The organism is Janthinobacterium kochi, from assembly GCF_051380715.1.
Classification (GTDB): Bacteria; Pseudomonadota; Gammaproteobacteria; order Burkholderiales; family Burkholderiaceae_D; genus Janthinobacterium.
The window spans coordinates 341,936-366,820 of sequence record NZ_JBNYXO010000002.1; the positions used below are offsets into that span (position 1 = coordinate 341,936).

Below are 24,885 nucleotides of genomic sequence, written 5' to 3' on the forward strand. Positions count from 1 at the left end.
GGCATGGCCGATATAATGGTTGGGTGACTTACTAACTTAGCAAGGTACCCCATGTCCCGTCTGACGCTGCACACTCTCGATACCGCCCCGGCCGATAGCCGCCCCTTCGTGGAAAAGGCCATCGCCAACAATGGCTTCCTGCCCAACCTGATCGGCGTGCTGGCCAATGCCCCGCTGGCGCTGGAAACCTATCTGACCGTCTCCGGCATCAATGCGCGCGCCAGCCTGAACCTGATGGAACGCGAAGTGGTGCAGATCACCGCCGCGCGCATCCATGGCTGCGACTTCTGCATCGCCGGCCATAGCGCCATCTCGCTGAAAAAAGCGGGCCAGACGTCCGATATCGTGCGCGCCCTGCAGCACGGCCAGCCGACCGGTGACGTCAAACTCGACGCCGTTGCCGCCTTCGCCACTGCCGTCATCGCCACGCGCGGCGCCGTCAGCGACGCCGAATATCAAGCCTTCCTGGCCGCCGGCTACAACGAACAGCAGGCGCTGGAAGTGGTGCTGGGCATCAGCCTGGCCACCCTGTGCAATTTCTCCAACAGCCTGGCCGGCACGCCCGTCAATCCGCAATTGACACCCTACCTGCCTGGCGCCGTCTGACATGGGCAAGCTCACTGACTGGCTGCACACGCATGCCGACCAGCTCGACCAATCATCGGACCTCGCTGAAACAATCCTGCCGACGCTGGCGGGCGACCAGCTGCTGGCCATCGGCGTGCCGCAGGAACACGGCGGCGCGGGCGGCGACGTACGCGACGCCATCAACGCCATCGCCAACGTGGCCGAGCAATCGGTGACGGCGGCCTTTGTCTTCTGGGGCCAGCGCTGCTTCATCGAATTCCTGCTGCAAAGCGAAAACCGCGCGCTGGCCGAACGCCGCCTGCCAGGCCTGCTGGCGGGCACGCAGGCGGGCGCCAGCGGCCTGTCGAACGCCATGAAATTCTTGTCCGGCATCGAGCAGCTACAAATCACGGGCGTGCGCCAGGATGACGGCTTGCTGGTCGACGGCGGCCTGGCCTGGGTGACGAATTTGCGCAAGGCGGGCTTTGTCGCGGCGGCCGCCGTGGCGCCGAACGACGGCGCGCCACCGGCCATCGTCGCCTTTGACAGCAGCACGCCAGGCGTCAAGCGCAGCGACGACCTGGACCTGATCGCCCTGCGCGGCAGCAATACGGCCTCCGTCAAGCTGACGCAGGTACACATCCCCGCCGCAGACATCATCAGCGACAACGCGCCAGCCTGGCTACCGCAAGTGCGTCCTTCGTTCCTCGGCATGCAGTGCGGCCTGTCCATCGGCCTGGCGCGCGCCAGCCTGGCCAAAGCGGCGCAAATCTCGGCCGGCTCGCGCAACGCGCTCACGCCGCGCATCGAAGCGCTGCAAGCGACCCTGGAGGCGGCTGTCGCTACCTTGCTGGCGGGTGTGCACGATGGCCGCTTCAAGACGCAGGCACCGGCCATGTTCCGCCTGCGCATACAGCTGGCTGAATTGCTGCAGCAAGCCTTGATGCTGGAACTGCAAGCCATGGGCGGGCGCGCCTACCTGAATGCCGAGCAGCAGGGCTTTGCCCGCCGCTGGCGCGAGTCGTCATTCATCCCCATCGTCACCCCCAGCCTGACGCAATTGCAGGCAGCCTTGCAGCTGTTCGACAGCCAGCAGGCGGCCAAGGCTGCGGGAGCGCCCGCATGACGGCAGCAGTGGAAGCGCAAGACTGGGCGCTGCAGGCGCAGGACCTCAGCTACGCCTATCCCGGCACGGCGCCCGTTTTCCAGCATGTCTCGCTGGGCGTGCGCAAGCGTGAAATCGTCTGCCTGCTGGGCGGCAGCGGCTGCGGCAAATCGAGCCTGCTGCGCGTGCTGGCCGGCTTACAGCCGCCATCGACGGGCGAGATCCAGTTTCTCGATGCGCCCATGCGTGAACCGGACCCGCGCAGCGCCCTCGTCTTCCAGCAAGCCAGTTTGCTACCCTGGCTGAACGTCACGGGCAATGCCGGTTTCGGCCTGGACTTCAAGCACCAGCCGCAGCTGACGCGCGCAGCGCACCAGGCGCGCGTGGCGCAAGCCATCGAAGCGGTGGGCCTGAAGGGCCGCGAAAAGCTGTATCCGTCCGCGCTGTCGGGCGGTATGGCGCAGCGCGTGGCGCTGGCCCGCGCGCTGGCGCGCGAACCCGAACTGCTGTTTGCCGACGAGCCGTTTTCCGCGCTCGACGCCATCACGCGCGCCGAGATGCAATCGCTGCTGGTCGACGTGGTGCACCGCTGGCACACGGCCGTGCTGCTGGTCACGCACGATATCGATGAAGCGATCCTGGTGGCCGACCGCATTTTGCTCATGGGCGGCAAGCCCGGCAACATCGTGCGCGAATGGCCCGTCGCCATCGCCCAGCCGCGCATCGGCCACAGCGCCGAGGTCATCGCCCTCAAGATGGACATTCTCGACGCCCTGCAGGCGCTGCAAAAGCAAGATCAAACGCCCGCCTTTGCTCCCAATTAATCGACCGGAATTTTCCCATGACATTCGAAGATCAAAACAAACCCCTGCATATCTGCGCCTCGTCCGATTGCGATTGTGGCCTGACGCGACGCGACTTCCTGCGCATGTCGGCCCTGGCTACGGCCAGCGTCGCCTCGCCCCTGCTGTTCGCTGGCGACGCCATGGCCCAGCAAGGTCCGAAAGGCGACGACCAGCCCGTGAAAATCGGCTACCTGCCGATTACCGACGCCACCCCGCTGCTCGTCGCCCACGCCCGTAAAATGTTTGAAGCGGAAGGCTTGCAGGCGGAAACGCCGCGCCTGTTTCGCAGCTGGGCGCAAATCATCGAAGCCTTCGTGGCCGGCCAGGTCAACGTCATCCATCTGCTGTCGCCCGCCACCCTGTGGGTGCGCTACGGCGCCAAGTTCCCCGCGAAAGTCGTCGCATGGAACCACGTCAACGGTTCCGCGCTGACGGTGGCCAACGAGATCAACAAGGTCTCCGAGCTGGGCGGGCGCACGGTCGCGATCCCGTTCTGGTACTCGATCCACAACATCCTGTTGCAGCAAATCCTGTCCTCGAATGGCTTGACCCCGGTCACGCGCGCGCGCAACGCAGCCATCAAATCGAATGAAGTCAACCTGATCGTGCTGGCGCCGGCCGAAATGGTCTCGGCCCTGGCCAGCAAGTCGATTGCCGGCTACATCGTGGCCGAGCCGTTCAATGCGGCGGCGGAAAACGCCGGCATCGGCAAGATCCTGCGCTTCTCGGGCGACGTGTGGAAAAACCATGCGTGCTGCGTCACGTTCCTGTCGGAGCGCGACATCAACACGCGTCCGGAATGGGCACAGAAAGTCACCAACGCCATCGTCAAGGCGCAGCTGTGGACGCGCTCGAACCAGGTCGACACGGCCAAGCTGCTGTCGAACACGGGCGAGCACCGCTACACGCCGCATCCGCTGCAAGTACTGACCAAGGTGCTGGCCACCACCGATTACGCCGGCTATGAAAAGCAGGGCCTGATCGTGCACAAGAACTGGCAGCAGCGCCGCATCGACTTCCAGCCGTATCCGTTTGCCTCGTACACGGAAGAACTGGTGCGCGCCATTGGCCGCACCAAGGTCGAAGGTGATACGCGCTTCCTGGCCAAGCTCGATCCGAAATTCGCCGCGCGCGACCTGGTCGATGACCGCTTCGTGCGCAAGGCCATCACGGCAGTCGGCGGCCCTGCCGCCTTCGGCTTGCCGGCCAACCTGCTGCGCAGCGAAACCGTGGCGGTCTGACGATGGCAAAGAAGTTGTTCACGAAGTTCGGCCTGCCCCTGGTGGGGTTGGCCTGTGCCTTGCTATTATGGTCCATGGGTGTGACGGCGCTGGAGAAATCCACGCCCATCGCCACCGCCTTTGCACCGCTGCCCACGGCGGCCGCGTTCCGGGAAATGCTGGGCGGTGCGGATATCTGGCTGCACGTGGTACTGAGCCTGCAAAGGGTGGCTGTCGGCCTGGGGCTGGCGATCGTCATCGGCGTGCCGCTGGGCGTGCTGGTGGCCATGTCGAAAAGTTTTTCCGGCGCGGCCATGCCGCTGTTCCAGCTGCTGCGCATGATTTCGCCGCTGTCGTGGATGCCGATTGCCGTGATGGTGCTGGGCGTGGGCGACGCGCCCGTGTACTTCCTGCTGGCGTTTGCGGCCGTCTGGCCGATCCTGCTCAATACGGCGGCCGGCGTGGCGCGGCTCGATCCGAACTGGCTGCTGCTGGCGCGCAGCCTGTCGGCCACGCGCAGCGAGATCGTCTTCAAGGTGATTTTGCCGGGCATCACGGCGGATATTTTGACCGGCGTGCGCCTGGCCATCGGCATCATCTGGATCGTGCTGGTACCGGCGGAAATGCTGGGCGTGTCGGCCGGTCTCGGCTACTTCATCCTCGATACGCGCGACCGCCTCGCGTATTCGGAGCTGATGGCCGCCATCGTGCTGATCGGGGTTTTAGGGTTTATCCTCGACTACCTGGCCCGCGCCGCGCATGCGCGCTGGCTGCACGTCAAGAACTAAGCTGTTCCAGCGGCAGCGCGGCGGCCACCGCCGCCTGCGTTGCCGCCGCCAGTTCGCGCCGGTGCGCGCCAGCCGTGGCTTCCGGCGCCAGGCAGGTCAGGCGCGCCGTGATGGGCGGGCCGCTCAAGATCGCCACCATGCTTTGCGCAAAGCTCATGTCGCCGATGAAGTCGACGGCGTGATGTAACTCTCCCTTGTCATCCACATACACGAGCGCGAACGGCTGCACCGGCACTTGCGCGTCGATGGCCGCCTCGAACAGATTCGCGTGAAACGGCAGGATCTGTCCTTGCGCGGCGGTCGTGCCTTCGGGGAAGAAAGCAATGCGCTCGCCCGCCGTCAATTTATCCACCAGGCCCTGGAAAATCAGGCGCAGATCGCGCTTGCTGCCGCGCGAAATGAAGATAGTGCCGGCGCGCCCCGCCAGCCAGCCCAGGATCGGCCAGGCGCGGATTTCCGCCTTGGCGACGAAACGGCAGGGGTGAACGGCATTGATGACGAAGATGTCGAGCCACGAAACGTGGTTCGCCACCACCATCGCATGGTCGAGTGCCAGCACGCTGTCTGCCGGCTGCGCCACGTGCACGCCACAAATGTCGAGCAATTGCGTCGACCAGCGGCGGATGCGCCGGTTGCGTCCCTCCAGGTCCAGCCAGGGAAAGAGCACGGCGCTCTTGGCCATGCCGCAGCTCAGGTGAATGGCGATGCGCGCGAGGCGGTAGGTAAGCAGAAGTTTCAAATCACACCAGATAAAGAAGCAAACCCACGGCAAATTCTGGGGTCAGACCCGGCGGGTCTGACCCCGGCAGTATGCTGGAGTTTCACTCCAGTACAAAAAATTACCGCTGAAACGCCACCTGTCCAGCCACGATGGTCGCCTTGACGATGCCGCTCAGCTCATAGCCGAGGAAAGGCGTGTGCTTGCCCTGGCTGGCCAGCGAGGCCGACGACACCGTCCAGCGCGCGGCAGGATCGAAGACGCAGATGTCGGCCGCTTCGCCCACGGCCAGGCTGCCGGCCGGAATACCGGCGACACGCGCCGCGTCGGACGTGACCTTGGCCACGGCGCGCGCCAGCGGACGGGCACCGGCTTGCGGTTGCGCCAGCGCATAGTCGTCAGCCCATTTCAGGGCCAGCGACAGCAGCAGTTCCAGGCCCGTGGCGCCGGGTGACGCTTCGCCGAACGGCAGCAGTTTTTCATCGTCGTCGACTGGCGTATGGTCCGAGCACATGGCGTCCACCGTGCCGTCCAACAGGCCGGCGCGGATCGCATCGCGGTCACGCTGGCTGCGGAACGGCGGCGTGACGCGCGCGTTCGAATCGAAAAAGCCGATATCGGCGTCCGTCAGGTGCACATGGTGCACGCCCACGTCGCAGGTGACGGGCAAGCCTTCGGCCTTGGCAGCGCGGATCAGTTCCAGGCCCGCCGCCGACGAGATGCGGCACAGGTGCACGCGCGCGCGACTGGCGCGCATCAATTCGAAAATCGTATGCAGGGCGATGGTTTCGGACATCACGGGCACGCCGGACAGGCCCAGGCGCGACGCCAGCGGACCACTGTGGGCGATGCCGCCGCGCCCGATGTGCGGATCTTGCGGGCGCAGCCAGACGGTGTAGCCGAAGGTGTTCGCGTACTGCATGGCGCGCAGCAGCACGGTGGTGTCTTCGATCGGCTCTTCGGCCTGCGCGAAGCCGATGCAGCCCGCTTCCGTCAGTTCCGCCATTTCCGTCAGCGACTTGCCTTTCAAGCCCATGGTCAGCGCGCCCAGCGGGTGCACGTGGGCCTTGTTCTGCGTCTTGGCGCGGTATTTCAGCATCTCCACCAGGCCCGGCTCATCTAACACGGGGTCGGTGTCGGGCGGGCACACCAGGCTCGTGACGCCGCCTTGCAGCGCCGCCTGCAGTTCCGATTCCAGGGTCGCCTTGTATTCGTAGCCCGGCTCGCGCAGGCGCGCGGACAGGTCGACCAGGCCGGGGGAAACCACCAGGCCGGCCGCGTCAAACGTGGTGTCGGCGGTGAAGCCGGCCGGGGCGCTGCCCACGGCCAGCACTTTGCCGTCGGCGATAAACAGGTCTTGCATGCCATCGATGCCGTTGGCAGGGTCGATCAGGTGGCCGTTCTTGATATGTAGTGTCGTCATGCTCGCTTACTCGTCCTTGGGCTATCAGCCCTGATTACCAGCCAAAATACTCATCACCGCCATGCGCACGGCGATACCGAACGTCACCTGCGGCAGGATCACCGCCTGCGGACCGTCGGCCACGGCCGAATCGATTTCCACGCCGCGGTTCATCGGGCCCGGATGCATGACGATGGCGTCCGGTTTCGCCAGCGCCAGGCGCTCGGGCGTCAGGCCGTAGCTCTTGAAATATTCCTGCGCCGATGGCAGCAGCGCGCCGCTCATGCGTTCATTCTGCAGGCGCAGCATGATGATCACGTCCACGCCTTTCAAGCCCTCATCCATGTTGGTGAAGGTGCGCACGCCCATCTGTTCAAGGCCGCCCGGCAGCAAAGTGTGCGGGCCGATGGCGCGCACTTCCGGCACGCCCAGGGTGGTCAGCGCGTGGATGTCGGAACGGGCCACGCGGCTGTGCAGGATGTCGCCCACGATGGCCACCGTCAGGTTCGTGAAATCCTTCTTGTAGTGGCGGATCGTGTACATGTCGAGCAAGCCCTGGGTCGGGTGCGCGTGGCGTCCGTCGCCCGCGTTGACGACGTGGACGTGCGGCTGCTTCGTGTCGATCAGGTGCTTGGCGATCAGGTAGGGCGCGCCCGACTGCGCGTGGCGCACGACGAACATGTCGGCATGCATGGCCGACAGGTTGTCGATGGTGTCGAGCAGGGACTCGCCCTTGCTGGCCGAGGACGCCTGGATGTTCAGGTTGATGACGTCGGCCGACAGCCTTTTTGACGCGATCTCGAAGGTGGTGCGGGTGCGCGTGGAGTTTTCAAAGAACAGGTTGAAAACGCTTTTGCCGCGCATCAGCGGAACCTTTTTCACATCGCGGTCGGAAATGCCGACGAACGAGGAAGCGGTATCGAGGATGTGGTTGACGATAGACTTCGGCAAGCCTTCAATCGTCAGCAGATGTTGCAGTTCGCCGTGTTTATTCAGTTGCGGATTAAGCATGGTGGGTATCTATGGTGAGCGTGAATTTTCCATCGTCGGCTTGCTTCAGGACCAGGGCCTGGCCCGCCGGCACGGCAGTGAAGGCGGCCACGAAATCGGCGGCCACCGGCAGCTGGCGCTCGCCGCGGTCGACCAGGGCGGCCAGCATGATCTTGGCCGGACGGCCATAGTCGAACAATTCATTGATGGCCGCGCGCGTGGTGCGGCCCGTGTACAGCACGTCGTCGACCAGCAGGATGGTGGCGCCGGCCACGTCAAAACTGATTTGCGTCGGCTTCACGTCGGCATGCAGGCCCTTCTGGGCGAAGTCGTCGCGGTAGAACGACACGTCGAGCACGCCCAGGCGATCAAGCAGATTCAGGTCGCGCGCCAGGCGTTCGGCCAGCCAGGCACCGCCCGAATGGATGCCGACGATGGCCACGTTGGGTATGCCCGCCAGGCCGCTCTGCACCTGTTGCAGCAAGACCGCGTACAGGGCCTCGGCGTCGAGTTGGGAAGGATTCGTAGGATGCGGCATAGAGTTCTTAATCATTCAGGGATGGGGGCTAAGGTCAGATTAATAATTCGCGTCGAAATACTGTTGCAGGATGATGGCGGCGGCGCGGTCGTCGATGACTTCGCCGCGCCTGGCGGTAATCACGGCCGAGGAATAGCGTTCGTCGACCAGTTCCACCGGCAGGTTGAAGCGGCCATGCACCTGGTTGGCAAAACGGCGGCAACGCGCGCTCATCTCGTGTTCGGTGCCATCCGGATGGCTGGGCAAGCCCACCACGATGCGGCTCGCGCCCCACTCCTTGATCAGGCTATCGATGGCGGCAAACTTCGGCTCATTCGCCGTGGCCGTGATCACGCTGAGCGGCTTGGCCTGGCAAATCATGGTATTGCCGATGGCCACGCCGATGCGTTTCAAGCCGAAATCGAAGGCGAGGATGGTGTCGATGGCGTCACCGCTCATGCGTGGCCAGCCTCGCTGGCGAGCATGAGCGGGTCGATGCCGAGCAGCTTGATGGCCGCCACGTAACGCTGCTCGATGGGGAAGTCGAACAGGATGTCGGCCGAGGCGCCCACCGTCAGCCAGCCATTGCGGCCGATCTCGTCTTCCAGCTGGCCCGGGCTCCAGCCCGAATAGCCGATCGACACCAGCATGCGCTCGGGACCATCGCCCTTGGCGACGGCTTCGAGCACGTCGATCGAGGTGGTAAATGCGATTTCATCGGTCACCGTCAGCGACGAGGAATAGTGCGCGCCCGGCGTATGCAGCACGAAGCCGCGGTCGTCCTGCACGGGGCCGCCGAACATGATCGGTTCGTTGATGATGGGCGTGTCGCTGCCGGCCGCAAGTTTCAGATCGATGCGGTCGAACAGCACTTCCATGGTCATGTCGGTGGGTTTGTTGATGACGACGCCCAGCACGCCATTTTCATTATGCTCACAAACGTACACGACCGTGCCGCCGAAGATCGGATCTTGCATGGCCGGCATCGCAATCAGGAAATGGTTGGCCAGATTCAAGGTGGAGGAACCGGTCGCGGCCGGCTCTCCAACACCCTGCATCAAACGATGCCCTGGCAGAGTCTGGTCGATTTTACTCTTTTTCATACGCGATGCTCTCTCTGTGGCCTTGCTGGCAAGTCTCGCTTACCCCGCTATCGTACGCCTGGCGCACGCTGCCGCGAATATTGAGCGGCGAGAAGCGTGATGCCAGGCGCTATTCTTGTTATATTGTAAATTAAGTATTTATTCGCTGCGCCATGCGGCGACATCCTGCACGCTTGACGACTTGCTGAATATCAAACATCGCTTTGCCTGCAGGCGCATTTCAATGCCAATTGTAAAATTGATTGCACAATCGCTGTCGCACATAAACCACCATGAACATACCCGCTAGTTTACACTGAATTGCCGCCGCAGCGACGCCAAAGGCACGACGCGAGCGGCCATAAAGCCCTGTTGGCGGCAAAAAATAGCCTATCTTTGACCCTGAACACGCAAAATAATGACAATCAAGACTTCCCTGGTGTGGTTCCGGCGCGATCTGCGCGCATTTGACCATGCTGCACTGCATCACGCCCTGCGTCAGAGCCAGGCCGTGTATTGTGTCTTCGTCTACGACACCGCCATCCTGGCCGCGCTGCCGCGCCGCGACCGGCGGGTCGATTTCATCCATGCCAGCGTGGCCGAGCTGGCCGACGAGCTGCGACAGCTGGGTGGCGACCTGATCGTGCTGCACGCGGACGCCGCCGAGGCCATCCCACGCCTGGCTGCCGAGCTGAACGCCGACGCCGTCTTTGCCAACCACGACTACGAACCGCAAGCGATCGCCCGCGACGCCAGGGTAGCCGCCGCGCTCAAGCACGAGGCGCGCCTGTGGTTCAGTTTCAAGGACCAGGTCATCTTTGAAAAGGACGAGGTGCTGACGCTCTCGGCCAAGCCGTACACGGTCTACACGCCGTACAAGAATGCCTGGCTGAAGAAAATGCGCGCCGAACCCGGCTGCCTGGCGCCGTTCGATATCGAACCGCACGCGGCCAGCCTGGCGTCGCCGCGCACCGGCACGCCTGGCCCCCTGCCAACCTTGGGCGAACTGGGCTTCGAAGCGAGCAACCTGGCCGAACTGGCCATTCCCACGGGCATGTCGGGGGCCAGCACGCTGTTCGAGGATTTCCTGCCGCGCGTGGCCCGCTATGACGTGGCACGCGATTTCCCTGCCTTGAAGGGGCCGTCGTATCTGTCCATGCATCTGCGCTTCGGCACCGTATCGCTGCGCTACCTGGTGCGCACCGTGGTCGACCTGATGGACCGGGGCAGCGGCGGCGATGGCGCGCCCGTGTGGCTGGCCGAATTGATCTGGCGCGATTTTTACGCCATGATCCTGTACCAGAACCCGCATGTGGAAGGCGGCGCCTTCAAACCGGCCTACGACGCCATCGCCTGGGAAACGGGCCCCGAAGCCGATGCCGCGTTTGCGGCTTGGTGCGAGGGGCGCACCGGCTATCCGCTGGTGGACGCGGCCATGGCACAGCTGAACCAGACGGGCTATATGCACAACCGCCTGCGCATGGTCACGGCCTGCTTTTTGATCAAGGACCTGGGCATCGACTGGCGCCGCGGCGAAGCGTATTTCGCGCTGCACCTGAATGACTTCGACCTGGCGTCGAACAACGGCGGCTGGCAATGGGCCTCGTCGTCCGGCTGCGACGCGCAACCCTACTTCCGTATTTTCAACCCCATCACGCAGTCGGAAAAATTCGATGCGAACGGTCGCTTCATCCGCCGCTACCTGCCGCAACTGAAGGCGCTGGGCGACAAGGAAATCCATGCGCCCTGGCTGGTACCACGCATGCTGCTCGAGCAAAAAAACATCGTGCTGGGGCGCGATTATCCGGAACCGCTGGTGCAGCATGATGAGGCGCGCAAGGAGACCCTGGAGCGCTATGCGGTGGTGAAAGTGGTGGCGTAATCCGGCCGGTAGTGGCGCCGGCTTACGCCACGCCACCGCCCAGCAAGCGCCCCACTTCCGCCAGCAATTCCTCTTCCTGGAACGGTTTGCCGAAATACGCATTCACGCCCAGCTCGAACGCGTGCGCGCGGTGCTTGTCGGCGCTGCGCGAGGTGATCATGATGACGGGGATGGCACGCGTCTTGTCGTCGCTGCGCACATTGCGCGTCAAATCAAAACCATCCATGCGCGGCATCTCCACGTCGACCAGCAGCAGGGCCGGCATGGCAGCCGGTTCCAGCGCATGCAGCTGTTCCAGCGCATCGACGCCATCCTTGGCCAGCAGTACCTGGTAGCCTTCGCGCTCGAACAGGCGCTGCATCACGCGGCGTACCGTCAGCGAATCGTCGACCACCATCACGCGCACGGCTGGCACGGCCAGTGCGCTGGAAGCGGCATGCTGCTCGCTGCTGGCCAGCGCATATTGCGACAACAATTCAGGATGATGCTCCAGGTGCTGCGCCAGCGCCACCGGATTCAGGATCAGCACGATATCGCCCGTACCCAGCACCGTGGCGCCGGCGATACCCGGCATGCGCGCCAGCTGCGGCCCCACATGCTTGACTACGACCTCGCGGTTGCCCACCACGTCATCGACCTGCAGCGCCAGCCTGTCATTGCCATTCCTCAGCAACAGCACGGGCGCATAGCGCTGCGTGGCCTGCACCGCCGGCGTCTCGCCCAGCATGGCCGACAGGTGGTGCAGCGCCAGCGACTGCCCGTGCGACTCGATGCGCCCGGCCGCCCGCACCTGCTCCAGCTGCTCGCCTTTCAGGTGCAGCACCTGCTCTACCAGCACCGATGGCAAGGCATACGTCTTGCCGTTCGCGGCCAGCAGCACCACTTGCGTCACGGCCAGGGTCAGCGGCAAGTGGATGGTGAAGCGCATGCCCATGCCCGCCTGCGTCAGCGTTTCCACGCGCCCGCCCAGGGCCAGCGCTTCGGAGCGCACGATGTCCATGCCGAAACCGCGCCCGGCCAATTCCGTCAGGCTGTCGGCGGTGGAAAAACCGGGCGTGAAAATCAGTTCGGCCGCCTGCGCGTCGGTCAAAGGCGCGTCCGTCGCCACCAGGCCGGCGCCGTGCGCCTTGGCGCGGATACGTTCCAGGTCCAGCCCCGCGCCGTCGTCGGAAAAGGCGATTGCCACTTCATTGCCCTGCTGGCTGACCTGCACCAGCAGCTCGCCCGTCTCGCTCTTGCCTGCTGCCAGGCGCGCCTCGCGCGGCTCGACGCCGTGCACGATGGCGTTGCGCAGCAGGTGCTCAAACGGTGCCGCCATGCGTTCGAGCACGCTGCGGTCGATTTCCACGCCACCGCCGCGGATATCGAGGTTGACGCGCTTGTCGACTTCCTTGGCGCTTTGCCGCGCCACGCGGAACAGGCGTTCGGCAATGCTGGCGAACGGCACCATGCGGATCTGCATCAGGTCACGCTGCAGCTCGCGCGTCAGGCGCGCCTGCAGCACCAGGTCGTCCGTCACCGCATCGACGCTGTGGCTGAGGTTTTCATGGAACGAGGCCACGTCGTTGACGCTTTCAGCCATCATGCGCGTGAGTTCCTGCAAGCGCGTAAAGCGGTCAAATTCGAGCGGATCGAATTCGCGCTCGCTGCCGACGGCCATGCGCGAGGCGATCTGCGATTCGGCCTGCATTTCCACTTCGCGCAACTGGCGGCGCAGGCGCGCCAGGTTGTCGGAAAACTCGGACAGCGAGGCGCCCAGCACGCCGACTTCATTTTCCATCTTCGAGCGCGTAATCGACACTTCGCCAGCCTGGTTCACCAGACGGTCGAGGATATCGGCGCGCACGCGCACCAGCGCCGCCTTCGGTTCGGCCGCCGGCGTGTCTTCCATGCCTGGCAAGGGCAGCAACGGTTGCTGCAGTTGTTCGAACAGGTGCAGCGCATGGTCGTAATGGGCCAGCAATTCCTCGAAAGCCTGTGGCGTGGCAGTGCCCGCGTGCAGCATGTTTTCGATATGCGTCTCGATTTCATGCGCATGCTGGCCCAGGCGCATGGCGCCGGCCATGCGCGCGCTGCCTTTGACGGTATGCAGGGTGCGCAGCAGCATCTGCGCCTGGCCGCTGTCGTGCGGCTGCTGTTGCCAGCTGCGCAGCGCCTCGCCGATCTGCGGCAGCAGGTCGGCGCCCTCCTCCAGGAAAACGGACAATAAATCGAGGTCGAGTTCATCGCTGATGCCGGCGCTGGCCGCCAGCAGCGCGGTCGCATCGGCCGGCATGATAGCCGGCGCCGGTGCTTCCGGCGCCGCGTGCTCCAACGGCGGCGCGTGCTCGAAACCGGCGTCGAACAGGTCATCGCTGGCACCGCTGTCCTGCACCGGCGCCGGTGCCTGCACTTCGGCAGCGGCCGGCTGCAGCGCATCAGCGACGATGCTCGCATACGTCGCTTCGAACAAGGTCTCGAGCTGGGGCAGAGGGACTTCGGAGAGCGGCTCGGCAGGCTGCGCCGGCGCGCCGACGATGCTGGCGTAGGCGGCCGCAAACAGGGCATCGAGCCGGTCTTCCCTGCCCTCGCCGGGCGGCGCCGTCAATGCGCGCCACAGGGTGTTGAGCGCTTCGATCATATCCGGCTGCGTTGGCGCCAGGTCGCCCAGCGCGAACGCCTGCAGCATTTGCCCGATGCGCTGCGTAGCCTGTTCCAGCACGTCGTGCTGTTCGGCGCGCAGGCCGGCCAGCGGCGGCACCACCGTCTCGATCACCGTCTCGAGCGCGTGCGCCAGATCGCGCAGGGACTGGAAGCCGACCGTGCCCGACGTCCCCGCCAGGGTATGCACGGCTTGCAGCGCCTCCGCGCTGACGGCGCGCTGTTCATGGCGCCATTCGCCGAAGTCGCGCGTCAGCACGCGCAGCAGTTCATCCGTCTCGGCCAGGTAGATGTTGTACAAGGGAAGGCTGATGCGCAATTCGCCCACGTGCTTGAGGTGATCGTCAGGCGCTTCGTGGAGCGTGGGCGCAGTCGCGGACGGAAAACCGATCACATTGCCATTGCCAGCCACGGGCGCAGCCGGGCGCGGCTTGCGCAGTTCGAACGGCCCGCCTTCGCGCACGCGCTCGGCCGCCATCAGCAGCATGCCGGCCTCGCGCTCGCGTCCTGCGCCGCCTTCCAGTTCGGCTACCCATTCGCTGAGCTGGTACCAGCCGTAATTGAGCAAGGTAAACAGATCATCGCTGACGGGGCGCGCTTCGGCCAGCCAGGTATTCATGACGCGCTCGATGGCGCCGGCCGCTTCGGCAAACTGCGCCAGGCCAATCATGCGGCTGCTGCCTTTCAGGGTATGGAACGAGCGGCGCAGCATGGCCAGGTGGTCGCCGCTGGCGGCCTGCTCGCGCGGCAGGGCCAGCGTGGTGTCGATAAAGGCCAGCACTTCGCGCGCTTCGGCAATGAAGATGTCGAGCATCTCCGCGTCAACATCGGTCACTGCCGGCGCGGCATCCATGCCAGCAGGCGCGGCGGGCGCCAGGGCCTGGTCGAGCAAGGGTACCGGCACGACACCGGCGGCGGCGACTTTTTCAAATGGCAGGGCACGGAAGGTGCCGGCGGCGGCATCGAAATGAAAGCGCCCGCTGGCCGCTTGCGCGTTGCGGCCCAGCATATCGACAAAAAATCCCAGCGCGCTGACATTTTGCGCGATCTCGTCGAGCGCCCCGGCATGCGCCTCCGCATTGGCGTCCGCATTGGCGTCACCACCGGCCAGCTGCCGCACAGCCGCATCGACCTGCCGCACGGCGGCGCGCGCATCGTCCTGTCCCAGCCCGGCCAGTTGCTGCTGCAACTGCCCCAGCACGGGCGCGACGCCATCGAGGGCCCCCGCCACGCCACGCGAGGCATCCGCGTAATACGCGTTGAGCACCTTTTCCACCTGGCGCAGGCCTGTCTTCATGTCCTCGGCCAGCGCGGCGACGGTCTGACCCTGTTCGATCTGGCGCGACAACTCGCCAGCGGTGACGGGCGGTGGCGCTTCGCCAGCCAGCAGTGCCTGCAGGCGCGCGGCAATGGTTTCCGCATTGCCGGCAAAATCGTCGGGCAGGCGGCGCACCTGCTCCAGTCCCGTGTCGGCAAACAGCAGCGCCATGCCGATTTCGTTCTCCAGGGCCGCACTGCGCCCGCTGGTCACGGCTTGCCGCGCCACGGCCGCGCATTCGCGCAGCAGGCTGGCCAGGGCCGGCTGCTTCAGAATGTCGGTCTGCGCCGCCACCTGCTGCAAGGACTGTTCGAATGCGTCGCCCAGGGCAGGATCAAGGTCGGCTTGCGCCAGACGGCTCCAGCTGGCGCGCGCCTGCGCCAATGCCGTGCGCGCGCCTTGCAAGGCATCCTGGTCGACCTGGCCGTAGCGCCGCGCTTCCACGTCGGCGGGCACCTGCCCGTCGAGCGCGAAAGCGGCACGCAGCTGGCGCGCCTCCGGCGTCGGCTCGGCGGCGGCGGCGATGAAGAACAAGGCGTCGCGCAGCATCGATGCCGGCAGGCTGGCCGTCCCCTGCGCCAGGCGGCGCAATTGCAGATTGATCAGGCCGAACAACTGTTTGACGTTGAGCGTGCCCATGCCCTCGCCGCTGGCCGCCAGTCCTGCAAACGCCTGCATGGCGAACCAGAAGGTACGCGCCGGCGCTTCTTGCTGCGCGTCCGCCACCAGGGTCAGAGTGGCGTGCAAGTCGCTGGCGTGCTGGCGCCGAGCCGCGTCATCCTGCGCTTTCAGGAAGGGCAGCAAAGACTTTTCAAAGCGCCCGCGCCAGGCCGGATAATCGGCCACCAGGGGGGCGTGCGCCAGTGCGATGGCCTGCCCTTCCAGCATAGCCGGGGGCGGGAAAAACAGGTCTGCCGGGTGAATGCGTTCGGCGCCCAGCATGGTTTGCAGATCGCGGTAGTAGGGGAACAAACGCGTCGGCTGCGGCGGCGTGCCGGCCACCAGGTCTTCCAGGTATTCGATCAGGGCCTGATACAGCACGGCGACGACTTGCGCATGGTCGAGCGTGTATTCCAGGCTGCCGTCGCGAAAGCGCGCCAATGCCTGTTCGGCGCCATCCGTCAGCAGGCTGGCACCGGCCACGTCCACCATCACCAGCGCGCCATGCGCCTGGTGCAGGTGCGAGCGTGCATGCTGCAGTGCCGTGGCGCGTTCCTCGCGCTCGCGGCCACCCGCTTCGAACAGCGCCGTTTTCGAGCGGCCCAGCGCTTCGCGGATTTCCACCATCACCCACGACAGGGGTTCGCTGTCGAACGGCTTGGACTGCTGCGGACTATCAGGTGTGCTCATGCATGCCTCGGTAAAGAAATCGTAGCGCAAAAATCGGTACGCACAACACACCGCGCCTGGACTGGCGCGGCGTTCAGGCGGCGACGCGGAAGCGCGACACCGAGTTTTTCAGTTCCTGCGCCAGCATCGATAACTTGTGGATCGACTGCGCCGTTTGCTGCGTGCCGTCCTGAGTCTGCTCCGTCACGCTCAGGATATGCTGGATATTCAAGGCCACGCCGCTGGCCGAGCCGGCCTGTGTGCCGGTAGCAAACGAGATGCCCTGGATCAGTTCAGCCAGGTGTTTCGACACCTGGCTGATGTCGTTCAAGGCAGCGCCGGCCGCGTCGGACAGGTGTGCGCCCTCGACCACGCCCTGCGTGGAGGTTTCCATCGCCCGCGTCGCATCCTGGGTATCGGCCTGGATGGTGCGCACCAGCGCACCGATCTGCTTGGCGGCGGCGGCCGAGCGTTCGGCCAGGCGCTGCACTTCCTCGGCGACGACCGAGAAGCCGCGCCCCGCCTCGCCGGCCGAGGCAGCCTGGATGGCGGCGTTCAGCGCCAGCACGTTGGTCTGCTCGGTAATGTCGGAAATGAGCTCGGTGATTTCGCCGATTTCCTGCGACGATTCGCCCAGGCGCTTGATGCGCTTGGAGGTGTCCTGGATCTGCTCGCGGATTTCATGCATGCCCTTGATGGCGTTTTCCACCGCCGTCGCCCCCTGCTGCGCCGCCGCCACCGACTGGCGCGCCACGTCGGCCGAGACACTGGCCGACTTCGACACGTCGGTAATCGCATTGGCCATTTTGACCACGGTGGCGCTGACGCCCTGAATTTCGCGCGACTGCTGCTGCGAAGCGATCAGGAGCTTGCTGGAGATGCCTTGCGCCTGCGTCGAGGCGCGGTTGACCTGCTCGGCCGTCGCCGTCACGCGCCCCACCAGGCCGCGCAATTCCTCCACTGTGTAGTTGACGGAATCGGCGATGGCGCCCGTGATATCTTCCGACACGGTGGCCTGCACCGTCAGGTCGCCGTCGGCGACCTTCTGCAATTCGTTCATCAAGCGCAGGATGGCCGCCTGGTTCTGCTCATTCTTGGCCTTGGCCTGCGCTTCCTTTTCCTGCGACAGCAGGCGCAGGATTTCCGCTTCCTGGCGCCGCCGCTCGGCGTCGCGCGTGCGGTTGACAGAGTCCTGCAGCAGCACGCGGCCAATGCCGGCCGCCGCGATCAGGGTCAGCAACACGCCGCCGACCATCATCCAGAAAGCCATGCCCAGCGTTTCCTGGTTCACATGGTACATCTGCTGCAGCAAAGTCAAGCGCTGGCGCAGGTCTTCGTTCTCGTTGAAGATCAGCTGTTCGGCGCTCTTGGCCGAACTGAATTTATCCAGCCGGTCGAGTATCGACGAGACCATTTTCTGGTAAGTGTCGAAACTGGCTTTCAGCGCCACCAGCCGGTCGCGCAATTCGGCATCGCGCGTGGGCGCCAATTGCAGCGCCACGCTGCCATTGAGCAAGCCTTCGACGGCGGTACGGAAATACGTCGTGTCGCGCCCCAACGAAAATGCCGTTTCCGAGCTGATGCTGCCCGACGACAGAAACTCGCTGGCACTGCGGCTCATGCGCTGGCTCAGCATCATCAGGCGGCCGATGACGGCCAGGTCGCGCGCGTTGCCGCCGCGCTGTACCTTGAGCGCCGCAATTTCCTCCGTCTGCGCCAGCAGCGCCGGCGACAGCGCGTTCAATTGCTGCAAGGTCTTGTCGAATTCGCCCAGCTCCGTTTTCAGGCGCAAGATGGTGCTGGCCGCGCGGTCGCTGCTGGCCCACTTCTTGCGCGCATCGGCCACCGCCGCCAGCAGGCCGGAACGCGACTCGCCGATATCGCGGCCGTGGTACGTCCCGCCGCGCAGCATCAGGCGGAAATCCTGGTTCAGTTCATTGCGGCTTTCGTCGAGCTGGCGGAAGGCTTCCGGATTGCCTTGCACGGCATTCGGCGCAGCCTTGCCGATGCGCTGGGAATGCATCAGCGCGTCGCTGGCCAGCTGCGTCTGCGCCGAGGCGATATTGCCGCTGCGCGTGTTGATGCCGACGAACAGCAGGCTGGCGGCCAGGCTCAGGGCCATCACCGTCGACAGGATGCTCAATTGCTTTTGCAGCGGCAAATGGCCGATCAGCGGCAGCGTCCAGTCGCTGACCGGCGCGCTGGCCAGCGACTTGCGCCGTCCCAGCGCGTCGCGCAGGCGCAGCGGCAGGTCGGCCGCCGATGCCGGCTCGCCAGCAACGTGTTCCGCTTCGGGCATGCCTGCGGCCAGGATAGGGGAATGGGCGCCCATCAGCAAATATCCTTGTGTGCGGCCAGGCCGCCAAAACCGGCATCGAGGAAGCGTTCCGTTTGCGCCAGCTGCGCCAGGTCCAGGCGCAGCCACTGCTGCCCTTCGCTGTCGCACAGCGCCTGCGCGGCCCACGATGGGAACACGCCCTGCGCCGCATCGTGAACGGGCACGGACTGCATCGCGCGCAACTGGCGCAAGCCCAGCACGCGTTCGACGAGCAGCGCGCAATTGAGGCCCAGGCGGGGAGAAAATGTGATGATGCGGCAGTGATTGCCTGGCGCGCAAAGCGGTTCGCCCATGTAGCGGGCCAGGTCGACGACCCCCGTCAGGCGTCCGCGCATGGCCGCCAGGCCCAGGTACCAGTCCTGCGCCAGCGGCACGCCCTGGATCTGCACGCCGGTGGCAATGACGATTTCACCGAGCTGCGTCAGGTCGAGCAGGCACGCCCTGCCACCGAGCATCACGCCCAGTTCCTTGCGCGCCGCCAGCGCGCCACTGCGCGCGGCCTGTATCCGCTCGATCAATTGCAACTGATACTGGCGCAAGCGCCCCTGCCGCGCGCCCGTCTCGAAGAATGGCATGGCGGCAGCGGCAGGCGGGGAGGCCGCTGTGGAAACGCCGTAACCTGGCATCGTTTGCATTCTCAGGAAATCGCAGCGATCTTGGCCAGCAGCTCGGCTTCGACTACCGGCTTGACCAGGTAATCGCGCGCGCCCTGGCGCAAGCCCCAGATGCGGTCCGTTTCCTGGCTCTTGCTGGAGCAGATAATTACCGGCACGTCCTGCAGTTCGGGATCGCGCGCAATCGCGCGCGTGATCTGGAAGCCATTCGCACCGGGCATCACCACATCCATCAAGATCAGGTCGGGCTTGGCCTGCTTCAGTTGCGCCAACGCGTCGGCACCGTCCTGCGCCGTGGCGACGGCATAACCGGCACGCACCAGCATCTCGCTCAGGTAATAGCGTTCTGTCGGCGAGTCATCGACGATCAGAATTGTGTGTATGGCCATCTGCTTCCTTGCTGCGTTGTCAATCAATAAACCACTTACTCAAAATTCCCGGCCAGGTGCAGCCGCACGGCCTCCAGCAGCGCCTCGCGTGCCAGCGGCTTGACCAGGCAGGCGCTGGCGCCTGCCATGGCGCCGCGCGCGCGGTCGAACAAGCCCTCCTTCGACGACAGCATCAGCACCGGCGTGGCATGAAAGGCCGCACTGGCCTTGATCAGCGCACACGTGCGGTAGCCGTCCAGGCGCGGCATCAGAATGTCGCACACGATCAGCGCCGGCTGGCAGTCGGCGATCTTGGCCAAGGCCTCGAAGCCGTTTTCCGCCACCACTACGCGATAACCTGCCTCGCGCAAGACCTTTTCCGCCGCGCTGCGGCTGGTGGCGCTGTCGTCGATGACGAGTATCGTGGCGCTGGCATACACGGCATCGGACGGGGCCTCGGGCAGGAAGGGACGCGTCATGTGATTATTCGACAATCTTTCATACGATAGCACAGGCTGCCGCGATATCTGCGTGCGGCAGTGGCATCCCGTGGACCTCGATTAATTACAGCGCCACCATCTCGAAATCATCCTTGCGCGCACCGCATTCAGGACAGGTCCAGTTCATCGGAACATCGGCCCAACGCGTGCCGGGAGCGATGTCTTCGTCGGGCAGGCCGGCCGCTTCATCATAAACCCAGCCGCAAATTAGACACATCCACGTTTGGAATTGCTGCGTTGTTTCGTTGCTACTCACGTTCTGCCACCCTTCAATCAAGTAAAATGCTGAATTAGGTATCTTAATCTACCCGCCGTGCAAAACCAAACTTCTCCCCTCATATTAAGCTTCGGCGTGTCCGATCCGGTCGGTGCGATCGGCATCCAGGCCGACCTGGCCACGTTTTCAGCCTTCGGCTGCCATGGCCTGTCGGTCACCACGGGCCTGTTGATCAGCGATACGGCGCGCGTGGAAGACGTGCAGGCGGTCGACCCGGACTGGGTTTCCGACCAGGCGCGCGTGCTGCTGGAAGACATGTCCGTCTCGGCCATCAAGATCGGCGCCCTGGGCAGCGTGGAAAACGTCACGGCCATCGCCGAAATCGTCTCCGACTATCCGAACGTGCCGCTGATCCTCGACCCCTTCATTTCGGCGCTGCCGGAACAGGGCATGGACGACGAAGACATCCTCACCGCCGTGCGCCAGCTATTGATCCCGCAAACGACCTTGCTGGTGCTCTCGCCGGTGGAACTGGAGCGCCTGGCAGAAACCTGGCGCGACGCCGACCCGGACGACACTCTGCAAAACGACGTCGACTACCTGGTGGCCCTGGGCTGCGAATACGTGCTCGTCACCGGCATGCCGGCCGACGCCAGCAAGTCCGGCACGGCCGAAGGCAAGTTGCGCGCCAATACCCTGTTCGGCGAAGACGGCGTGGTACGCCACGACGTATGGCAGCACCTGCCGGGCATCTTCAACGGCGCCGGCAGCACCCTGTCGGCGGCGGCCACCGCCCTGCTGGCGCTGGCTGAAAACGAAGACGATGTGCCGCAGGTGGTCGTGGCGGCACAGGAATTTACCACCGGCGCGCTGGCCCACGCGCAGCGCCACGGCATGGGCAAGCTGGTGCCGAACCGGCAGTTCCGGCAGCAGCGCCAACGCGGCGCCCAATAAGCATCGACCATACGACACAGACAACGATCCACTTTCAAGGCACGATTATCATGACGACTTCACAGAACGACATCCTGTTTGCCCGCGCACAAAAAACCACGCCAGGCGGCGTCAATTCGCCCGTGCGCGCCTTCCGCTCCGTCGGTGGCACGCCGCGCTTCATCACGCGCGCCGAAGGCCCGTACTTCTGGGACGCGGACGGCAAGCGCTATATCGACTACATCGGCTCGTGGGGTCCGGCCATCGTCGGCCACGCCCATCCCGAAGTAGTCAAGGCGGTGCAAGATGCGGCCGCGCTGGGCCTGTCGTTCGGTGCGCCGACCGAAGGCGAAGTGCTGATGGCCGAGGAAATCACGCGTCTGGTGCCGTCGATCGAGCAGGTGCGCCTGGTCTCGTCGGGCACGGAAGCGACCATGAGCGCCCTGCGCCTGGCGCGCGGCGCCACAGGACGCGACAAGATCGTCAAGTTCGAAGGCTGCTACCACGGCCATGCCGATTCGCTGCTGGTGAAAGCGGGCAGCGGCTTGCTCACCTTCGGCAACCCGACCTCGGCCGGCGTGCCGGAAGATTTTGTGAAGCACACCCTGGTGCTCGACTATAACAACGTGGAGCAACTGAAAGACGTCTTCGACAGCTTTGGCGCGGAGATCGCCTGCGTGATCGTCGAACCGGTGGCCGGCAACATGAACCTGGTCAAAGCCACGCCGCAATTCCTGCAGGCGATGCGCGATCTGTGCACGCAGCATGGCGCCCTGCTCATTTTCGATGAAGTCATGTGCGGCTTGCGCGTGGCCCTGGGCGGCGCGCAGGCGCTGTACGGCATCAAACCCGATCTCACCGCGCTGGGCAAGGTGATTGGCGGCGGCATGCCGGTGGCTGCCTTCGGCGGCAGCGCGGCGCTGATGCACCACATGGCGCCGCTGGGCGCCGTCTACCAGGCGGGCACCCTGTCGGGCAACCCGGTCGCCGTGGCGGCCGGCATGGCCACCTTGAAACTGATCCAGCAGCCAGGCTTCTACGAGCAGCTGGGCGCCACCGCCCAGCGCCTGGCCGAAGGTTTGACGGCCGCCGCACAAGAGGCCGGCGTGGTCTTCTGCGCCGACTACATCGGCGGCATGTTCGGCATCTATTTCAGCGCCACCCCACCGACCAGCTACGCGGAAATGATGGCGGGCGACCGCAGCAAGTTCAACGCCTTCTTCCACGCCATGCTGGACGAAGGCGTGTACTTTGCGCCAGCCGCCTTCGAGGCGGGCTTCGTCTCGGCACAGCACGATGATGCCGTCATCGACGACACCATCGCCGCTGCGCGCAAGGTGTTCGCTAAATTAGCTTAAGCGCGGTCAGACGGTCGCGGTGTCCATCACCGCGGCCACCAGCGCCGGCAGGCTGGCCATGTCGCTGAACACGACGTGCGCGCCGGCCGCTTTCAACCTATCTTCCTGGCCGGCGGCGATGTGCGCGCCGCCGATGAATCCCAATACCGTCATGCCTGCCGCCACGGCGGCCGTCACGCCCGTGACGCTGTCTTCCAGCACCAGGCATTGGCCTGGCGGCACGCCAAAGGAGGCCGCCGCCGCCAGATAGACGCCCGGATGCGGCTTGGCATGACCCACCAGGTCCGGCGTGAAAACGCGTTGATCGAACAGCGGCGCCATGCCAGTGCGCTCGAGCGCCGACAGCACACGTGCGCTGACGCTGTTCGAGGCCACGGCCTTGGGCAGGGGAATGGCGGCCAGCGCCTGCGCCACGCCGGGCACGGCGCGCAATTGTGCATCGCAGGCCGCATCGACGGCGTTGCCGATGGCCATGATCTCATCGGCTGGCAATTGCGGCAAGCCCAGCTCCTTGTAGATATCCTGCATCAGCGGCACCAGGCGCTGGCCCAGGCGCGGCTCGATCAAGCCTTGCAGGGTAACGCCCTGGGGCAAATTGGGCAGGCGCGGCGCCAGCAATTCCAGCAACGCTTGCAAGGCCACGGCTTCGCTGTCGATCAGCACGCCATCGCAGTCGCTGATCAGATGGGTAAAGCGCATTGGGGTGGTGGCGGTATCAGGCATGGACTCTCCAGAAGACAACGGTGACGGGAAATGCAGCAGCCAGCCGGCCAAGGCTGGCATCGCAACGATCCTAGGTTGAAAAGGCGGACGCTACCACGCAGAAAACGTCTGAATGACGATACTTTTCTGCAAAGGGCAGTCTACGGGGAAAGAATGGGGCACCAGGCAAGCGGCTACGCGCAAATACCAATTCAATACCACGCAATACCAATGATTATCGCTGATTTTTGAATTTGCTGCGCTCGCCTTGAAATCCGGGACGCAGGAGCGTCCCGGCGAGACGCTTATTTCAGCCAGCCCCGATGCCGGAAGTACAGGAAGGGCGCAATGGCACTGGTGATCATCAGGCCCCAGGCCCAAGGATAGCCGAACGACCATTCCAGTTCCGGCATCAGCTTGAAGTTCATGCCGTACACGCTGGCGATCAGGGTCGGCGGCAGGAAGGCCACGCTGGCCACCGAGAAGATCTTGATGATCTTGTTCTGGTTGATGTTGATGAAACCGACGGTGGCGTCCATCAGGAAGTTGATCTTGTCAAACAGGAACGAGGTATGGCCATCGAGCGATTCGATATCGCGCAAAATCTGCCGCGCTTCCTCGAATTGCTCGGAATTCAACAGACGGCCGCGCATCAAAAAGCTCACGGCACGGCGCGTATCCATCATGTTGCGGCGGATGCGGCCATTCAAATCTTCCTCGTGAGCAATCGCATTCAGCGCTTCGGCCGCGTGCGCATCGGTAAATTCCTTTTGCAGCACGCGCGTGCTGACTTCTTCCAGGTTCTGGTAGATGCCTTCGAGCACGTCGGCCGAATATTCGGCGTCGGTGGCGTACAGGTCGAGCAGCACGTCCATGTAGTCGGCGATCGAGCCTGGCCGCGAGCGGGCGCGCATGCGCACCAGGCGAAACACGGGCAGGTCGTCCGTATGCATGGAAAACAGGATCTTGCGGGCCAGAATGAAAGCCACCGTGATGACGCGAGAGGGACCGTCATCTTCTTCGCGCAAGAAGTCCGTGCGCAGATGCAAGTCGCCGTTTTCCGCTTCGTAATAGCGGGCCGACGCTTCAATATCCTTGACTTCGTCTTCGCCCGGCAGGGTGACGTTGTAGATGGCCTTGACCCAGGCCCGCTCATCATCGGTGGGGTCGGTCAGGTCGACCCACACCGGTTCGGCATTTTCGAGGTCTGCGCGGCTGTCGATCGGCACCTGGTTGAGCCGGCCATTCTGTAATACAAAGACATTGATCATGCGCGCTCTCAGCCGGATGTTGGGTTATCGTGATGTGCTGGCGCTGGCGCCAAAAATGAAAACAGCGCAAGTGTACCCGCAAAGGCCTTTTCACGACCACCCCCGGCACCGCTTTTTCACGGAAAAAGTGCGGCGTTGCACCATTAAGATGCTGCGGCGCAATAGTGCCAATCAGGCAGCT

General features: G+C 64.5%; 22 protein-coding genes. 8 read left to right on the forward strand and 14 right to left on the reverse strand.

Annotated features, from left to right (window positions below):
* Positions 1-51: 51 nt before the first annotated feature.
* From ACQ4WL_RS05905 to ACQ4WL_RS05925, 5 genes are read left to right on the forward strand one after another with little or no spacing between them, the layout of a single operon-like run.
* Positions 52-606, forward strand: coding sequence for a carboxymuconolactone decarboxylase family protein (locus tag ACQ4WL_RS05905; RefSeq protein ID WP_436508698.1), 555 nt, complete (start codon positions 52-54; stop codon positions 604-606).
* A 1-nt stretch (position 607) separates the two neighbouring features.
* Positions 608-1,693 carry an acyl-CoA dehydrogenase family protein gene (locus tag ACQ4WL_RS05910; protein WP_436508699.1) on the forward strand — a complete coding sequence of 362 codons (1,086 nt, stop codon included), beginning with the start codon at positions 608-610 and terminating at the stop codon, positions 1,691-1,693.
* Positions 1,690-2,496, forward strand: coding sequence for an ABC transporter ATP-binding protein (locus ACQ4WL_RS05915; protein WP_436508700.1), 807 nt, complete (start codon positions 1,690-1,692; stop codon positions 2,494-2,496). The genes ACQ4WL_RS05910 and ACQ4WL_RS05915 overlap by 4 nt, the downstream gene beginning before the upstream one ends.
* A 17-nt stretch (positions 2,497-2,513) precedes the next feature.
* Positions 2,514-3,758, forward strand: a complete 1,245-nt coding sequence (locus ACQ4WL_RS05920; protein WP_436508702.1) for an ABC transporter substrate-binding protein — start codon at positions 2,514-2,516, stop codon at positions 3,756-3,758.
* A 2-nt stretch (positions 3,759-3,760) separates the two neighbouring features.
* On the forward strand, positions 3,761-4,525 hold the full coding sequence (locus tag ACQ4WL_RS05925; RefSeq protein WP_436508704.1) for an ABC transporter permease: 765 nt from the start codon (positions 3,761-3,763) through the stop codon (positions 4,523-4,525).
* On the opposite strand, the gene ACQ4WL_RS05930 is transcribed toward ACQ4WL_RS05925, so the two are convergent.
* The 6 genes from ACQ4WL_RS05930 to ACQ4WL_RS05955 all read right to left on the reverse strand — a co-directional run bounded on the left by ACQ4WL_RS05930 (position 4,515) and on the right by ACQ4WL_RS05955 (position 9,210).
* On the reverse strand, positions 4,515-5,264 hold the full coding sequence (locus ACQ4WL_RS05930) for a lysophospholipid acyltransferase family protein (RefSeq protein WP_436508705.1): 750 nt from the start codon (positions 5,262-5,264) through the stop codon (positions 4,515-4,517). The genes ACQ4WL_RS05925 and ACQ4WL_RS05930 overlap by 11 nt on opposite strands.
* 100 nt (positions 5,265-5,364) lie before the next feature.
* Positions 5,365-6,666 carry a dihydroorotase gene (locus ACQ4WL_RS05935; protein WP_436508707.1) on the reverse strand — a complete coding sequence of 434 codons (1,302 nt, stop codon included), beginning with the start codon at positions 6,664-6,666 and terminating at the stop codon, positions 5,365-5,367.
* Positions 6,667-6,690: 24 nt separating this feature from the next.
* Positions 6,691-7,656, reverse strand: a complete 966-nt coding sequence (locus tag ACQ4WL_RS05940) for an aspartate carbamoyltransferase catalytic subunit (RefSeq protein ID WP_034746695.1) — start codon at positions 7,654-7,656, stop codon at positions 6,691-6,693.
* A complete protein-coding gene (gene pyrR, locus ACQ4WL_RS05945) occupies positions 7,649-8,173 on the reverse strand; it encodes a bifunctional pyr operon transcriptional regulator/uracil phosphoribosyltransferase PyrR (RefSeq protein WP_436508708.1) in 525 nt (174 codons plus the stop codon). The genes ACQ4WL_RS05940 and pyrR overlap by 8 nt, the downstream gene beginning before the upstream one ends.
* 39 nt (positions 8,174-8,212) lie before the next feature.
* The gene (ruvX, locus tag ACQ4WL_RS05950) at positions 8,213-8,611 is read right to left on the reverse strand and encodes a Holliday junction resolvase RuvX (RefSeq protein ID WP_436508709.1); all 399 of its coding nucleotides are present in this window, start codon (positions 8,609-8,611) and stop codon (positions 8,213-8,215) included.
* Entirely contained in the window at positions 8,608-9,210 is a 603-nt protein-coding gene (locus tag ACQ4WL_RS05955; RefSeq protein ID WP_101484723.1) for a YqgE/AlgH family protein, read from the reverse strand. The genes ruvX and ACQ4WL_RS05955 overlap by 4 nt, the downstream gene beginning before the upstream one ends.
* Positions 9,211-9,652: 442 nt before the next feature.
* Here ACQ4WL_RS05955 and ACQ4WL_RS05960 point away from each other — a divergent pair, with 442 nt between their 5' ends.
* The gene (locus ACQ4WL_RS05960; RefSeq protein WP_436508710.1) at positions 9,653-11,116 is read left to right on the forward strand and encodes a cryptochrome/photolyase family protein; all 1,464 of its coding nucleotides are present in this window, start codon (positions 9,653-9,655) and stop codon (positions 11,114-11,116) included.
* A gap of 22 nt (positions 11,117-11,138) precedes the next feature.
* On the opposite strand, the gene ACQ4WL_RS05965 is transcribed toward ACQ4WL_RS05960, so the two are convergent.
* The 6 genes from ACQ4WL_RS05965 to ACQ4WL_RS05990 all read right to left on the reverse strand — a co-directional run bounded on the left by ACQ4WL_RS05965 (position 11,139) and on the right by ACQ4WL_RS05990 (position 20,440).
* A complete protein-coding gene (locus ACQ4WL_RS05965; RefSeq protein ID WP_436508711.1) occupies positions 11,139-16,424 on the reverse strand; it encodes an Hpt domain-containing protein in 5,286 nt (1,761 codons plus the stop codon).
* A gap of 73 nt (positions 16,425-16,497) precedes the next feature.
* On the reverse strand, positions 16,498-18,735 hold the full coding sequence (locus ACQ4WL_RS05970) for a methyl-accepting chemotaxis protein (RefSeq protein ID WP_436508713.1): 2,238 nt from the start codon (positions 18,733-18,735) through the stop codon (positions 16,498-16,500).
* Complete coding sequence (locus ACQ4WL_RS05975) at positions 18,735-19,376, reverse strand: chemotaxis protein CheW (protein ID WP_436508714.1); 642 nt, start codon at positions 19,374-19,376, stop codon at positions 18,735-18,737. Before ACQ4WL_RS05975 ends, ACQ4WL_RS05970 begins: the two co-directional genes overlap by 1 nt.
* A 2-nt stretch (positions 19,377-19,378) precedes the next feature.
* Entirely contained in the window at positions 19,379-19,744 is a 366-nt protein-coding gene (locus ACQ4WL_RS05980) for a response regulator transcription factor (protein WP_436508716.1), read from the reverse strand.
* 35 nt (positions 19,745-19,779) lie between these two features.
* A complete protein-coding gene (locus ACQ4WL_RS05985) occupies positions 19,780-20,202 on the reverse strand; it encodes a response regulator (protein ID WP_436508718.1) in 423 nt (140 codons plus the stop codon).
* 85 nt (positions 20,203-20,287) lie between these two features.
* Positions 20,288-20,440, reverse strand: coding sequence for a rubredoxin (locus tag ACQ4WL_RS05990; RefSeq protein ID WP_010401308.1), 153 nt, complete (start codon positions 20,438-20,440; stop codon positions 20,288-20,290).
* Positions 20,441-20,536: 96 nt separating this feature from the next.
* On the opposite strand from ACQ4WL_RS05990, the gene thiD reads away from it, so the two are divergent.
* Positions 20,537-21,394, forward strand: a complete 858-nt coding sequence (thiD, locus tag ACQ4WL_RS05995) for a bifunctional hydroxymethylpyrimidine kinase/phosphomethylpyrimidine kinase (protein WP_436508720.1) — start codon at positions 20,537-20,539, stop codon at positions 21,392-21,394.
* A 50-nt stretch (positions 21,395-21,444) separates the two neighbouring features.
* A complete protein-coding gene (gene hemL / locus ACQ4WL_RS06000; RefSeq protein ID WP_436508722.1) occupies positions 21,445-22,731 on the forward strand; it encodes a glutamate-1-semialdehyde 2,1-aminomutase in 1,287 nt (428 codons plus the stop codon).
* 6 nt (positions 22,732-22,737) lie between these two features.
* Here the strand turns inward: hemL and ACQ4WL_RS06005 are convergent, their stop codons facing one another.
* Positions 22,738-23,454, reverse strand: a complete 717-nt coding sequence (locus ACQ4WL_RS06005; RefSeq protein WP_436508724.1) for an HAD family hydrolase — start codon at positions 23,452-23,454, stop codon at positions 22,738-22,740.
* A 284-nt stretch (positions 23,455-23,738) separates the two neighbouring features.
* Entirely contained in the window at positions 23,739-24,704 is a 966-nt protein-coding gene (corA, locus tag ACQ4WL_RS06010) for a magnesium/cobalt transporter CorA (protein ID WP_034746658.1), read from the reverse strand.
* Positions 24,705-24,885: the final 181 nt, after the last annotated feature.

Excerpts from the sequence above, each read along its gene's own strand:
- ACQ4WL_RS05985 (WP_436508718.1), bottom strand. The coding sequence starts at position 20,202 with ATGACGCGTCCCTTCCTGCCCGAGGCCCCGTCCGATGCCGTGTATGCC.
- ACQ4WL_RS05910 (WP_436508699.1), top strand. The coding sequence starts at position 608 with ATGGGCAAGCTCACTGACTGGCTGCACACGCATGCCGACCAGCTCGAC.
- ACQ4WL_RS05955 (WP_101484723.1), bottom strand. The coding sequence starts at position 9,210 with ATGCAGGGTGTTGGAGAGCCGGCCGCGACCGGTTCCTCCACCTTGAAT.
- ACQ4WL_RS05925 (WP_436508704.1), top strand. The coding sequence starts at position 3,761 with ATGGCAAAGAAGTTGTTCACGAAGTTCGGCCTGCCCCTGGTGGGGTTG.
- corA (WP_034746658.1), bottom strand. The coding sequence starts at position 24,704 with ATGATCAATGTCTTTGTATTACAGAATGGCCGGCTCAACCAGGTGCCG.
- ACQ4WL_RS05990 (WP_010401308.1), bottom strand. The coding sequence starts at position 20,440 with ATGTGTCTAATTTGCGGCTGGGTTTATGATGAAGCGGCCGGCCTGCCC.
- ACQ4WL_RS05960 (WP_436508710.1), top strand. The coding sequence starts at position 9,653 with ATGACAATCAAGACTTCCCTGGTGTGGTTCCGGCGCGATCTGCGCGCA.
- ACQ4WL_RS05905 (WP_436508698.1), top strand. The coding sequence starts at position 52 with ATGTCCCGTCTGACGCTGCACACTCTCGATACCGCCCCGGCCGATAGC.
- ACQ4WL_RS05965 (WP_436508711.1), bottom strand. The coding sequence starts at position 16,424 with ATGAGCACACCTGATAGTCCGCAGCAGTCCAAGCCGTTCGACAGCGAA.
- ACQ4WL_RS05970 (WP_436508713.1), bottom strand. The coding sequence starts at position 18,735 with ATGGGCGCCCATTCCCCTATCCTGGCCGCAGGCATGCCCGAAGCGGAA.
- ACQ4WL_RS05975 (WP_436508714.1), bottom strand. The coding sequence starts at position 19,376 with ATGCAAACGATGCCAGGTTACGGCGTTTCCACAGCGGCCTCCCCGCCT.
- ACQ4WL_RS05920 (WP_436508702.1), top strand. The coding sequence starts at position 2,514 with ATGACATTCGAAGATCAAAACAAACCCCTGCATATCTGCGCCTCGTCC.
- ACQ4WL_RS05980 (WP_436508716.1), bottom strand. The coding sequence starts at position 19,744 with ATGGCCATACACACAATTCTGATCGTCGATGACTCGCCGACAGAACGC.
- ACQ4WL_RS05915 (WP_436508700.1), top strand. The coding sequence starts at position 1,690 with ATGACGGCAGCAGTGGAAGCGCAAGACTGGGCGCTGCAGGCGCAGGAC.
- ACQ4WL_RS05940 (WP_034746695.1), bottom strand. The coding sequence starts at position 7,656 with ATGCTTAATCCGCAACTGAATAAACACGGCGAACTGCAACATCTGCTG.
- hemL (WP_436508722.1), top strand. The coding sequence starts at position 21,445 with ATGACGACTTCACAGAACGACATCCTGTTTGCCCGCGCACAAAAAACC.
- pyrR (WP_436508708.1), bottom strand. The coding sequence starts at position 8,173 with ATGCCGCATCCTACGAATCCTTCCCAACTCGACGCCGAGGCCCTGTAC.
- ACQ4WL_RS06005 (WP_436508724.1), bottom strand. The coding sequence starts at position 23,454 with ATGCCTGATACCGCCACCACCCCAATGCGCTTTACCCATCTGATCAGC.
- ACQ4WL_RS05935 (WP_436508707.1), bottom strand. The coding sequence starts at position 6,666 with ATGACGACACTACATATCAAGAACGGCCACCTGATCGACCCTGCCAAC.
- ruvX (WP_436508709.1), bottom strand. The coding sequence starts at position 8,611 with ATGAGCGGTGACGCCATCGACACCATCCTCGCCTTCGATTTCGGCTTG.